Raw genomic sequence first — 13,060 nt, 5'->3', positions numbered from 1 at the left:
TGCGGATCAATGGAACTGCTCGGACTCGGTGGAGCCGGCGAGCGCCAGCGTCCCCGAGGTCGGGTTGAGTGCGGTGGCGACCTGGTCGAACCAGCCCGTGCCGACCTCGCGCTGGTGCTTGGTGGCGGTGTAGCCCTGCGCCTCGGCGGCGAACTCGCGCTCCTGCAGGGCGACGTAGGCGGACATGTCGTGCTCGGCGTAGCCCTTGGCCAGGTCGAACATCGAGTGGTTCAGCGCGTGGAATCCGGCCAGCGTGATGAACTGGAAGCGGTAGCCCATGGCGCCCAGCTCGCGCTGGAACGTGGCGATCTGGTCGTCGTCGAGGTGCTTCTTCCAGTTGAACGAGGGCGAGCAGTTGTAGGCCAGCAGCTGGTCGGGGAACGACCGCTTGATGCCCTCGGCGAAGCGGCGCGCGACCTCCAGGTCGGGCTTGCCGGTCTCCATCCACAGCAGGTCGGCGTACTCGGCGTAGGCGCGGCCACGGGCGATGCAGGGCTCGATGCCGTTGCGCACCTCGTAGAAGCCCTCGCTCGTGCGCTCGCCGGTGAGGAACGGGCGGTCGCGCTCGTCGACGTCGCTGGTGAGCAGCGTCGCCGCCTCGGCGTCGGTGCGGGCGATGATGACGCTCGGCACGTTCTCGACGTCGGAGGCCAGGCGTGCCGCGTTCAGGGTGCGCACGTGCTGCTGGGTGGGGATGAGCACCTTGCCGCCCAGGTGTCCGCACTTCTTCTCGCTCGCCAGCTGGTCCTCCCAGTGCACGCCCGCCGCACCGGCGACGATCATGCTGCGCATGAGTTCGAAGGCGTTCAGCGGGCCGCCGAAGCCGGCCTCGGCGTCGGCGACGATCGGCGCGAGCCAGTCGGCGACGCTCATGCTGCCCTCGCTGCGCTCGATCTGGTCAGCGCGCTGCAGCGCGTTGTTGATGCGGCGCACGACCGCAGGCACCGAGTTGGCCGGGTAGAGCGACTGGTCGGGGTAGGTCTGGCCCGACAGGTTCGCGTCGGCCGCCACCTGCCAGCCGGAGAGGTAGATGGCCTCGAGGCCTGCGCGCACCTGCTGCACGGCCTGGTTGCCGGTCAGGGCGCCGAGCGCGCGCACCGGCGTCTCGTTCGTGTGCAGCCGCTCGAAGAGACGCTCCGAGCCGCGGCGTGCGAGCGTGTGCTCCTCGACGACCGAGCCGCGCAGCCGGACGACGTCGGCGGCGGTGTAGTCGCGCTTGACGCCGTTCCAGCGGGTGTCCGCCGCCCATTCGAGCTCGAGCTCGGCTGCCTCGGTCGCCATCGTGCTCTCGAACTGGGTCGTGTCGGGCTGCTCGGTCATGGTGTCCTCCTCGTTCGTCGCCGGTGCTGCTCCGGCGGGGTCCTGTGACTACTCTGCGTGCAGTTCTGCACGGGTTTCGTCCGGACTGGCTATGAAGTTATGCATTTCTGCCAACCTGCGCAGTTCTGTCGTACAGTGCATCCATGACGAGCGAACGCACCGCCCCCGGCACCTGGGACCGACCCGCGCCTTCAGCCCCCGAACCGGCGCCGGTCGACGCGCTGCAGCTCGGCAAGTCGCTGCGCCACGCGCGCAAGCAGGCGGGTCTCACGCTCGACGCCGTGCACGCCGCGATCGGGCTGGCGCCCTCGCAGCTGTCGGGCTTCGAGAACGGCAAGCGCGAGGCGCGCTTCTCGCAGCTGCAGCAGCTCTCGGCGCTCTACGGGGTGAGCCTCGAGCAGCTCACCGGCACTGCGCCACCGTCGAAGCGCGCGGCGATGGAGCTGCGGCTCGAGCGTGCGCAGCAGTCCTCGACCTGGCAGCAGAAGCGGCTGCCGACGATGCGCATCGGGCCTCGCACCCCCGACGATGTGCTCGCGACCATGCTGGCCCTCGTCGATGAGCTCGATCGGGTTGCCGAGGAGCGCGCCGCGACGCCGGAGGAGGCGCGGAGGGCGAACACGCAGCTACGGGGCGAGATGCGCGCCCGTGACAATCACTTCCCGGAGATCGAGGCCGAAGCCGCTGCGATGCTGGCCAAGGTCGGCTACCAAGCAGGGCCGCTGTCGCAGCATCTCATCGCGGCGATTACCGAGCGCCTCGGCTTCAGCGTGCACCACGTGAGTGATCTACCGCATTCGACCCGCTCCGTCATGGACTACAAGCGCAAGCGCATCTACCTCTCGCGCTCCAGTCACACGGGCCACGACCCGCGCTCCGTGCTGCTGCAGGCGCTCGGACATCACGTGCTCGGGCACTCGGTGCCTGCCGACTTCGGCGAGTTCCTGCGCCAGCGCATCGAGACGAACTACTTCGCGGCGGCGCTGCTGGTGCCGGAGCGGGCCGCCGTCACGTTCCTCGAGGCCGCGAAGCAGGAGCGGCAGCTCGCCGTCGAGGACCTGCGGGACGCCTTCGCGGTCTCCTACGAGGCTGCCGCGCATCGGCTGACGAACCTGGCGACCGTGCATCTGGGCATCCCGCTCCACTTCCAGAAGGTGCACGAGTCGGGCATCATCTACAAGGCCTACGAGAACGACGGCGTCACCTTCCCGACCGACCACATGGGGGCGATCGAGGGGCAGCCGGTGTGCAAGCACTGGACGAGCCGTGAGGTGTTCGACGTGGCCGACAAGGTGAACGCCTTCGAGCAGTACACCGAGACGCCGGCCGGCACCTTCTGGTGCTCGGCGATGACCGAGCGCAGCCAGGCTGGAGAGTTCTCGCTCTCGATCGGCGTGCCGTTCTCGCAGGCGAAGTGGTTCCGGGGCCGTGCCACGAAGGAGCGCTCGATCTCGCGCTGCCCCGATCCCTCGTGCTGCCGGCAGCCCCCGGTCGAGCTCGCCTCCGAGTGGGCCGGGCAGGCATGGCCGAGCGCCAGGGCGCACTCGCACCTGCTGGCAGCGCTGCCGCCCGGCGCCTTCCCCGGCGTCGACGAGACCGAGGTCTACAGCTTCCTGGCCTCGCGCGACTAGTCGCCGCCGATCAGCCCAGCGCGGTCTCCAGGATCGCGGTCAGCTCCCGTGCGGAGCGCTTGGCCGATCCCGTCGCCGGGCTGGCCGACTGCGCGCGCCCGACGACCTTGAGCGTGCGGCCATGCAGGTGCCGCGGCAGCGCGAGGTGGATGAACGGCCACGAGCCCTGGTTCAGCGGCTCCTCCTGCACCCAGACGAGCTCGGCGCCCGGGTAGCGGTCGACCGCGGCGTTGATCTCGTCGACCGGCAGCGGGTAGAGCTGCTCGACGCGCACGAGCGCGATGTCGCTGCGCTCCCGCTTGGCGAGCTCCGCCTTGAGGTCGTAGTGGATCTTGCCCGAGTGCAGCAGCACCCGCTTGACACCGGCAGCATCCTGCACCTGCCGGTCGTCGATCACGGTCTGGAAGCGGCCGGTGGTGAAATCCTCGACCGCGCTGGTCGCGTCGCGCAGCCGCAGCATCGCCTTGGGCGTGAACACCACCAGCGGCCGGCGGGGTGTCGCGTACGCCTGCCGGCGCAGCAGGTGGAAGTGGTTCGCCGGCGTCGACGGCCGGGCGATCGTCATGTTGTCCTCCGCGGCCATCTGGAGGAAGCGCTCGATGCGACCCGAGGAGTGGTCGGGACCGGCGCCCTCGTAGCCGTGCGGCAGCAGCAGCACGAGCGAGGAGTGCTGGTTCCACTTCTGCTCGGCGGAGGCGATGAACTCATCGATGATGATCTGCGCGCCGTTGGCGAAGTCGCCGAACTGCGCCTCCCACAGCACCAGCGCATCCGGACGCTCGACCGAGTAGCCGTACTCGAAGCCCATCGCCGCGTACTCGCTCAGCAGCGAGTCGTAGATCGAGAGCCGCGCCTGCTCCGAGCCGAGGTTCGCCAGCGGCAGCCATTCCTGGCCGTTCTTGCGGTCGTGCATGACGGCGTGGCGCTGCACGAAGGTGCCGCGGCGGGTGTCCTGGCCCGACATGCGCACCGGCGTGCCCTCGAGCAGCAGCGTGCCGAGGCCCAGCAGCTCACCGAAGGCCCAGTCGATGCCGCCCTCGCGGCTCGCCTTGACCCGCTTGTCGAGCACCTGCTTCACCTTCGGGTGCACCTTGAAGCCCTCTGGCGGGTTGCCGTGCGCGTCGCCGATGGCGTGGATGACGGATGCGTCCACACCGGTCGTCTCCGGCTCGCGCCGGCTCTGGTCGGCGTCTGCGGCGTCTTCGGGTGACACGACCGGCATGGAGCCGGTGGCGGCCGCGTGCGTCTCCATGAAGGCCCGCTCGAGCTTGCCCTGGAAGTCGGCCTGCGCCGCCTCGTACTCCGCCTTGGTGATGTCACCGCGGCCGACGAGGTTCTCGGCGTAGAGGGTGCGCACCGAGCGCTTCTGCTCGATCAGCGAGTACATCAGCGGCTGCGTCATGGTGGGGTCGTCGCCCTCGTTGTGCCCGCGGCGCCGGTAGCAGATGAGGTCGATGACGATGTCGCGCTTGAACTCCTGGCGGTACTGGAAGGCCAGCTCCGCGACCCGCACGACGGCTTCGGGGTCGTCGCCGTTCACGTGCAGGATGGGCGCGTGGATCGACTTCGCGATGTCGGTCGCGTAGGTCGACGAGCGCGACTCGGACGGCGGCGTGGTGAAGCCGACCTGGTTGTTCACGACCAGGTGCACGGTGCCGCCGGTCTTGTACGCGCGCAGCATCGAGAGCTGGTGGGTCTCGAAGACCACGCCCTGGCCGGCGTTCGCGGAGTCGCCGTGCACGAGCACGGGCAGCACGCTGTGCTCGCCGTCGCCGATGCGGTCCTGCTTGGCGCGCACGATGCCCTCGAGCACGCCGTTGACCGCCTCGAGGTGCGAGGGGTTCGCTGCCAGGTAGACCGGCACGGTCGAGCCGTCGGCGGCGGTGAACTCGCCCGCGTTGCCCAGGTGGTACTTGACGTCGCCGGAGCCCTGGAAGACGGCGGCACCCTCGAACTCCTGGAACACCTGGCCGTAGGTCTTGCCGGCGATCGAGGTGAGCACGTTGAGGCGTCCGCGGTGCGGCATGCCCATCGCGACCTCCTCAAGGCCCGCCTCGGCCGCACCGGCCAGCAGCGCGTCGAGGAAGGCGATCATCGACTCGGCGCCCTCGAGCGAGAAGCGCTTCTGCCCGACGTACTTGGTCTGCAGGAACGTCTCGAAGGCCTCCGCCTCGTTGAGCTTGCGCAGGATGCGCATCTGCTCGTCGTGCGTGGGCTTGACGTACGGCACCTCGAGGTGGCTCTGGAACCACTGGCGCTGCGCGGGGTCGGCGATGTGCATGTACTCGATGCCGATCGTGCGGCAGTACGAGTCGCGCAGGACGCCGAGGATGTCGCGCAGCAGGGCGGAGCGCTTGCCGCCGAAGCCGCCGGTGACGAACTCGCGGTCGAGATCCCAGAACGACAGGCCGTGCTGCTCGATCTCGAGGTCGGGGTGCGTGCGCTGCACGTACTCGAGCGGGTCGATGTCGGCCATCAGGTGGCCGCGCACGCGGAACGAGTTGATCAGCTGCGTGACGCGCGTCTGCTTCGAGAGCTCGTCTGCCTCGCGCACCGAGACGTCGGTCGACCACTTGATCGGCTCGTAGGGGATGCGCAGGTCGGCGAAGATGCCCTTGTAGAAGTCCTGCTCGCCCACGATGAGCCCGTGCACGATCTTCAGGAACTCGCCGGAGCCGGCGCCCTGGATGACGCGGTGGTCGTAGGTGGAGGTGAGCGTGACGGTCTTGCCGATGCCCGCCTCCGCGAGCCGCTCGGGGCTCGAGCCCATGAACTCGGCGGAGTAGTCGAGCGCACCGACGCCGATGATCGCGCCCTGGCCGGGCATCAGGCGGGGCACGGAGTGCACGGTGCCGATGCCGCCCGGGTTCGTGAGCGAGATGGTGGTGCCCGCGAAGTCGCCGGCGCCGAGCTTGTTGGCGCGGGCCTTCTTCACGAGCGCCTCGTAGGCGTTGACGAACTCCTGGAAGTCCATCGTCTCGCAGCCCTTGATGCTCGGCACCAGCAGCGCGCGGGTGCCGTCGGGCTTGGGGATGTCGATCGCGATGCCGAGGTTGACGTGCGGCGGCGCGACCATCGCGGGCTTGCCGTCGATGACCTCGTAGTAGACGTTCTGGCTGGGGAACGCCTTCAGCGCCTGCACCAGCGCGTAGCCGATGATGTGCGTGAACGAGACCTTGCCGCCGCGGGTGCGGCGGAGGTGGTTGTTGATGACGATGCGCTGATCGATCATCAGCTTCGCGGGCACGGTGCGCACGCTGGTGGCGACCGGCATCGACAGCGACTTGTCCATGTTGGCCGCGAGCGTCTTCGACATGCCCCGCAGCGTCGTGACGACGGGCTCGTCCTTCGGCTGCTCGTCGGCCTTCGCCGCCTCGGCCTGCTTCGTCTCCTTGGTCGGCGCATCCGCGGGCACCGGCTTCGGGCGCGCGGCCTGCGCGGTGGTCCGGGCGACGATCGCGCCCTCGCCCTTCGCTGGCGCGGGCGTCTCGGCCTGGCCCTCGGTGTCCTCGCGCGGCGCGTCCTGGGCGTGCTGCCCCTCGCCCGAGTCGACCGGCTGGTCCGGGCGCGATTCGGCGCGCTGCGGCTCGCGCGGAGGCGACGGCTTCGACGGCGCAGCAGGCGCTGCGGCGGCAGTGGGCGCGGCGGCAGGCGCTGCGGCAGCCGGCGCTGCGGGCGCGGCCGCCTCGGACGACGGCTTGGTGCGCTCGCTCATGCTCGTTGCCGCGCCTCCGGCGTCACGCTGCTCGGCGTAGCGCTCGAGGATGGGCCACCACGATCGGGCAACCGAGTCCTTGTCCTTGACGAAGAGCTGGTACTGCTCCTCGACGAGCCACTCGTTCGCTCCGAAATCGTTGTCGTCCGCAGGGGTGGACACGGTATCGATCGCCTCTTTCGAATCTCCGGGCATGCCGCAGGCAGTCCGCGGCCACACTGCCAACAAGCATAGTGGCGGCGCGTGCTGCCCGATGCTCAGGCGGAGGATCGCTCGAGGGCCAGACCGAGTGCCTGGAGGTCGACGCCGGCAGCCTCGACGGCGAGCAGCAGCACCTCGCGGCGCCACACCACGCGCGGCTCGAACAGCAGGGGCATGCCGGCCTCAGCCGGGGTCCGGCCGCCCTTCTCGCCGTTGCAGGCGACGCAGGCGGTGATCGTGTTGAGCCAGCTGGACTCGCCACCGCGCGAGACCGGCTGGATGTGGTCGATCGTCGCGCCGGGCCGCCCGCAGTACGCGCATCGCCGCCCGTCGCGCTCGAGCAGGCCGCGACGGCTCCACGGCACCGGTGCGTAGAGCCGCGTGTGGGGGATCTGCACGTAGTCGTTGAACACCACCACGCGCGGCACCGGCAGCTCGAGCGAGTTGGAGCGGATGACGCCGTCGGCGGCGAGCACTATCTGCGCGCGCTCCTTGACGATGAAGGCGACGGCGCGCTGCAGCGAAGCGACGCCGATCGGCTCGAGCGTCGCGTTGAGCACCACAACCTGCGCTGTCATCGCTGTCTCCGAGGACCATCCTGACGCATTCGGGTGACCAGTGGGTGTCATCGGTGCCCACTAGCGTCAGGACATGGCCGCCGCGAGCTTCGATGTGGGCGTCGCACCGCTCGACCGCGGCGCGCGCATCGCCGTCGCCACCCTTGTCGACGGTCGCGCCACGGATGCGTCGGTGCACGCGAGCGCGCACGTCGCCGCCGACCCGCGGCTGACCAGGCCGGGCGTGCGAATCGTCTGGCAGGACGCCAAGGCGGTGGTGCCGCTGCTGCTGGACGCGGGCGTGGGCCTCGACCGCGTGCGCGACCTGCGCCTCGTGCACCGCATCCTGGTGGAGGCGCGCGGGCTGGCGGCAGAGGAGCGCTGGGCACGCTCGCTGCGCGGCGAGGCCGAGGGGCTGTTCTCGCTCGCCCCCGAGGCCGAGCCGGTCGAGGCGCTCGCCGAGCAGCTGGCGGCGCAGGAGGCCGCGATCGCCGCCGACGCGGGGCTGCGGATGCTCGCCGCGGCCGAGTCGATGGGCGCCGTGATCGCGGTGGAGCTGAGCCGCCAGGGGCTGCCGTTCGACCGCGCGGCGCACGACGCGCTGCTCACCGAGGCGCTGGGCGAGCGGCCCGTCGGCGTGGGAGCCGGCGCTCGCCCGCGCCGCATGGAGGCGCTCGCCGCCGAGGTGCGCGACGCGCTCGCCGCGCCTGCGCTCAACCCCGATTCGCCGCAGGAGGTGCTGAAGGCGCTCCGGCGCGCGGGGCTCGATGTCGCCTCCACCGCCCGCTGGGAGCTGCGCGAGCACGAGCACCCGGCCGTGGCGCCGCTCATCGAGTACAAGCACCTCGCGCGGCTGCACACCGCCAACGGCTGGGCGTGGGCGCAGCGCTGGGCGCGCACCGACGCGCAGGGCCGCATGCGGCTGGCGATCGAGTACGTGCCCGGCGGCGTCGTCACGGGTCGCTGGGCGACGGAGGGCTCGGGGGCGATGCAGATCGCCAGGCAGATCCGCGGCGCGGTGGCGGCCGAGCCCGGCATGCGGCTCGTGGTCGCCGATGCCGCGCAGCTCGAGCCGCGCGCGCTCGCCGCGATCGCCCGCGACGAGGCGCTCGCCGAGGCCGGCCGCGGCACCGACCTCTACCAGGGGCTCGTCGACCGCGGCGTGGTCGACACCAGGCAGCACGCGAAGATCGGCATGCTCGGCGCCCTCTACGGCGGCACCACGGGGGAGTCCGCCCTCGTGCTGCCGCGGCTCGCGCGCGCCTACCCCAAGGCCCTCGCAGTGGTCGAGGGGGCCGCCCGCGCGGGCGAGCGGCGCGAGCGCGTGCGCACCTGGCTCGGCCGCACCTCGCCCGTGCCGCCGCGCTGGCGCGACGACGAGCGCGGCGGGCGGCAGGCGCGCGCCTGGGGCAGGTTCACGCGCAACTTCGTCGTGCAGGGCACCGCCGCCGAGTGGGCGCTCGCGTGGATGGCGGGCGTGCGCCGCGCGATCCGCGACGTCGAGGGCGCGGCGCTGGTGTGCTTCCTGCACGACGAGGTCATCGTGCAGGCACCGGAGGGGTCGGCGGATGCGGTGGCCGAGGCCGTCAGGTCGGCCGCGGCAGAGGCGGGCAGGCTGCTGTTCGGCCGCTTCCCGATCGACTTCCCGGTGCAGACCGCGGTCGTCGGCGACTGGGGTCAGGCGAAGGACTGAGCGATCTACCCTGGACGCATGCGATTCATCGACGACGTGCCGGAGCACGACCTCACCTACTCCGACGTCTTCCTGGTCCCCAGCCGCAGCGACATCGGCTCGCGCATGAGCGTCGACCTCTCGCCCGACGACGGCACGAGCGCGACGCTGCCGATCGTCGCGGCGAACATGAACTCCGTCACCGGCCCGCGCATGGCCGCGACCCTCGCGCGCCGCGGCGGCCTCGCCGTGCTCACGCAGGATCCGCCGATCGAGCAGACGGTCGCCTCGATCGGCTGGGTGAAGTCGCAGCCGATCGGGCTCGAGTCGCCGCACCGCACGAGCCCCGACTCGGTCGTGCTCGACGTGCTCGAGCGGGTCCCGGCGCTCGAGGGCCACTGCCTCGTGGTGGAGGACGCCGACGGCATGCTGCTGGGCGCCATCCCCGCCGAGCGCCTCGCCTCCGCGCTGCCCGATGCGCGATTGGGCGACCTGCTCCACTCGCAGCTGCCGAGCCTCGAGCCGTCCGAGGTCGCCGACGGCCGCAGCATGTTCGCCGCCCTCGAGCGTGAGGGCGTCTCGGTCGCGCCGGTGGTCGAGGACGGCCGCTGCGTCGGCATCGCGTCGCGGCTGGGAGCGCTGCGGCGCGACATCTACCGGCCGGCACTGGACGCATCCGGTCGTCTCAGCATCGCCGTCGCCGTCGGTATCAACGGCGATCCAGGGGCCAAGGCGCGGGCGCTCGTCGATGCGGACGCCGATGTCGTGGTGGTCGACACCGCGCACGGCCACCAGAGCGGCATGCTGCGCGCGCTCGAGGCCGTGCGGGCCGCGGTCGGCGACCAGATCCCGGTCGCGGCCGGCAACGTGGTCTCCTCCGACGGCGTGCGCGACCTGGCCGCGGCGGGCGCATCCATCCTCAAGGTCGGCGTGGGCCCCGGTGCGATGTGCACGACGCGCATGATGACCGCGGTCGGCCGCCCGCAGTTCTCCGCCGTGCTCGACACCGCCGCCGCCGCGCTCGAGCTCGGCGCCCGCGTCTGGGCGGACGGCGGCGTGCGCTACCCGCGCGACGTCGCGCTCGCGCTCGCGGCGGGAGCGTCGAGCGTCATGGTCGGCTCGTGGTTCGCCGGCACCATCGAGGCGCCCGGCCGGCTGCAGCGCGACGCGCAGGGCAGGCTCTACAAGGAGTCGTGGGGCATGGCCTCCACACGCGCGGTGCTGGGCCGCAACGCCGGCATCGACGCCTACGAGCTCGCGCGCAAGACGCTCTTCGCCGAGGGCATCTCCACCTCGACCATCCTGCTCGACCCGCAGCGGCCCAGTGTCGAGGACCTGGTCGACATGATCACCTCCGGCGTGCGCTCCTCGTTCACCTACGCGGGCGCGGCGAGCGTGCCCGAGTTCCGCGAGCGCGCCCGCGTCGGCGTGCAGTCGGCGGCCGGCTACGAGGAGGGAAAGGCGCTCCCGGTCAGCTGGTGAGGCCCGGTGACCGACACCTGCGACGCAGAGCGGATGCGTCCGGCCGGTGGCGGTAGGATTTCGCGCGTGACCGACGACCATAGTCATAGTCCCGAGCCGGAACCGATCGGCTGATGGATCTCATCCTCATATCCATCGGCGTCATCCTGACGATCGGAACCGGCCTCTTCGTGGCCAGCGAGTTCGCGCTGGTCAATCTCGACCGCTCCGAGGTGGAGGCCCGCCGCGACCGGGGCGAGGCCAGGCTCGACGGCACGATCAAGGCGCTCAAGCAGACCTCGACGCACCTCTCGAGCGCCCAGCTCGGCATCACGCTCACCACCCTGCTCACCGGCTTCACGATGGAGCCGGCGATCTCGCGGCTGCTCACCCCCGTGCTCGTCTCGTGGGGGCTCGAGGAGGGCTTCGCCGGCCCGCTCTCGAGCGTGATCGCCATGACCGGCGCGACCATCCTGTCGATGATCGTCGGCGAGCTCGTCCCCAAGAACCTCGCGCTCGCGAAGCCGCTCGGCACCGCGATCGGCGTCACGCCGTTCCAGCGCGCCTTCACCGCGGTGTTCAAGCCCGCCGTGCTGGCGCTCAACGGCTCGGCCAACGGCATCCTGCGCTCGATCGGGCTGGAGCCGAAGGAAGAGCTCTCGGGCGCGCGCACCGCCGAGGAGCTCACCACGCTCGTGCGCCGCAGCGCCATGGAGGGCGCGCTCGACGCCGATGCGGCCACGCTGCTCTCGCGCACGCTGCGCTTCTCGGAGCTCTCGGCCGGCGACGTCATGACGCCCAGGCCGCGGGTCGAGGCCATCGAGCGCAGCGACTCCGTCGCCGACCTCGTCACGCTCGCGCACCGCACCGGCCTGTCCCGCTTCCCGGTCATCGACGGCGACCTCGACGAGGTGATCGGCATCGCCCACGTCAAGCAGGCGATCTCGGTGCCGCGCGAGCGGCGTGCCGACGTGCCGGTCGCCGCCATCGCCGAGGATCCGCATCGGGTGCCGGAGTCGGTGCACCTGGATGCGCTGCTGTCCGATCTCAAGGAGCGCGGCTACCAGCTCGCCATCGTCGTCGACGAGTACGGCGGCACCGCCGGCATCGCGACGCTCGAGGATCTCGTCGAGGAGGTCGTCGGCGAGGTCGCAGACGAGCACGACCGCATGCACGTCGACGTCGTCCAGGGCCCCGGCTGGGTCACCTTCCCGGGCGAGTTCCGGCCCGACGAGCTGCGCGAGCGCGCCCGCATCCAGATTCCCGAGGAGGGCCCCTTCGAGACCGTCGGCGGCTTCATCATGGCGGAGCTCGGCACGCTGCCGGTGGTCGGCGACACCGTCGAGATCGACAGCGGCACGCTCCGGGTCGAGCGGATGGACGGCCGCCGCGTCGACCGCGTGCGGCATGTCGACCGCCCCGTGCGGCAGGAGGAGCAGCGATGAGCGACTGGCTCGGCATCATGTGGCTGTTCATCCTGCTGGCGGCCAACGCCTTCTTCGTCGGCGCGGAGTTCGCCGTCATCTCTGCCAAGCGCAGCCAGATCGAGCCGCTCGCCGACCGCGGCAACGCCGCGGCCAAGCTGGCGCTGTGGGCGATGGAGCACGTCTCGCTCATGCTCGCCATGTGCCAGCTCGGCATCACGGTCTGCTCGCTGCTGATCCTGAACGTCTCCGAGCCGGCCATCGACCACCTGCTCACGGGACCGCTCGAGTGGATGGGGCTCGCGCCAGAGGCCGTCTCGGTCGTCGCGTTCGTCATCGCGCTGCTGCTGGTCACCTACCTGCACGTCGTGCTCGGCGAGATGGTGCCGAAGAACGCCGCGTTCACGGTGCCCGACCGCGCCGTGCTGCTGCTCGCGCCGCCGCTCGTGCTCATCTCGCGCGTCTTCAAGCCGGTGATCTGGGCGATGAACGCGGTGGCCAACGGCATCCTGCGGCTGTTCGGCGTGCAGCCGGTGGACGAGGCGGCCAGCGCCTTCACGATCGACGAGGTCGAGACGATCGTCGAGACCTCGAAGCGCGAGGGCCTGCTGTTCGACCCGACGGGCGCCATCACCCGCACGTTCGAGTTCACGGCGCGCCGCGTGCGCGACGTGGCGCTGCCGCTGGCCGACATCGTCACGCTGCCGGCGGGCGCGACGCCCACCGACATCGAGGCGGCGGTGCGCGAGCGCGGCTTCTCGCGCTATGTCATCACCGACGCCGACGGCGCGCCGAGCGGCTACGTGCACATCAAGGACGTGCTGGGGGCCGACGATGCGCACGCCGACCTGCCCGTGCCGGCCAAGCGCATCCGCCAGCTGGCCTCGATCTACCAGGACGCCGAGGTGGAGGACGCGCTGGCGCTCATGCGATCCACCGGCGCGCACATCGCGCGCTCGTTCGACGCGAACGGCGAGACCACCGGCCTGCTGTTCCTGGAGGACATCATCGAGGAGCTCGTCGGCGAGGTGCGCGATGCCACCAGGAGGCTCTTCTGAAGCCTGAGCGCGGCTGGCTGT

Annotated in this window: 8 protein-coding genes; 5 read left to right on the top strand and 3 right to left on the bottom strand. The window is 71.2% G+C overall.

Going from position 1 to position 13,060, the window contains the following annotated elements:
- Positions 1-6: 6 nt before the first annotated feature.
- Positions 7-1,281: an isocitrate lyase gene (aceA, locus tag J1M46_RS06285; protein ID WP_446698589.1), complete on the bottom strand. Its 1,275-nt coding sequence runs from the start codon at positions 1,279-1,281 to the stop codon at positions 7-9.
- Positions 1,282-1,463: 182 nt separating this feature from the next.
- Here aceA and J1M46_RS06280 point away from each other — a divergent pair, with 182 nt between their 5' ends.
- Positions 1,464-2,951: a helix-turn-helix transcriptional regulator gene (locus tag J1M46_RS06280; RefSeq protein WP_206447041.1), complete on the top strand. Its 1,488-nt coding sequence runs from the start codon at positions 1,464-1,466 to the stop codon at positions 2,949-2,951.
- Between the two features lie 10 nt (positions 2,952-2,961).
- Here J1M46_RS06280 and J1M46_RS06275 read toward each other — a convergent pair whose 3' ends face one another.
- Together J1M46_RS06275 and J1M46_RS06270 are read right to left on the bottom strand one after the other, a co-directional pair.
- The gene (locus J1M46_RS06275) at positions 2,962-6,828 is read right to left on the bottom strand and encodes a multifunctional oxoglutarate decarboxylase/oxoglutarate dehydrogenase thiamine pyrophosphate-binding subunit/dihydrolipoyllysine-residue succinyltransferase subunit (protein WP_342384296.1); all 3,867 of its coding nucleotides are present in this window, start codon (positions 6,826-6,828) and stop codon (positions 2,962-2,964) included.
- A gap of 95 nt (positions 6,829-6,923) precedes the next feature.
- A complete protein-coding gene (locus J1M46_RS06270; protein WP_206447039.1) occupies positions 6,924-7,445 on the bottom strand; it encodes an HNH endonuclease in 522 nt (173 codons plus the stop codon).
- Positions 7,446-7,518: 73 nt separating this feature from the next.
- Here J1M46_RS06270 and J1M46_RS06265 point away from each other — a divergent pair, with 73 nt between their 5' ends.
- The 4 genes from J1M46_RS06265 to J1M46_RS06250 all read left to right on the top strand — a co-directional run bounded on the left by J1M46_RS06265 (position 7,519) and on the right by J1M46_RS06250 (position 13,039).
- The gene (locus J1M46_RS06265; protein WP_206447038.1) at positions 7,519-9,117 is read left to right on the top strand and encodes a bifunctional 3'-5' exonuclease/DNA polymerase; all 1,599 of its coding nucleotides are present in this window, start codon (positions 7,519-7,521) and stop codon (positions 9,115-9,117) included.
- A gap of 18 nt (positions 9,118-9,135) precedes the next feature.
- Positions 9,136-10,578, top strand: a complete 1,443-nt coding sequence (gene guaB1, locus J1M46_RS06260) for a GMP reductase (RefSeq protein WP_206447037.1) — start codon at positions 9,136-9,138, stop codon at positions 10,576-10,578.
- 113 nt (positions 10,579-10,691) lie between these two features.
- Positions 10,692-12,002, top strand: coding sequence for a hemolysin family protein (locus tag J1M46_RS06255; protein ID WP_206447036.1), 1,311 nt, complete (start codon positions 10,692-10,694; stop codon positions 12,000-12,002).
- Complete coding sequence (locus J1M46_RS06250) at positions 11,999-13,039, top strand: hemolysin family protein (RefSeq protein WP_206447035.1); 1,041 nt, start codon at positions 11,999-12,001, stop codon at positions 13,037-13,039. Before J1M46_RS06255 ends, J1M46_RS06250 begins: the two co-directional genes overlap by 4 nt.
- Positions 13,040-13,060: the final 21 nt, after the last annotated feature.

It is taken from the genome of Agrococcus sp. KRD186 (assembly GCF_017168255.1).
In the GTDB taxonomy this organism is placed as follows: domain Bacteria; phylum Actinomycetota; class Actinomycetes; order Actinomycetales; family Microbacteriaceae; genus Agrococcus.
The sequence above is the reverse complement of the archived record's forward strand: the minus strand, read 5'-3'. Positions and strand labels throughout refer to the sequence as shown.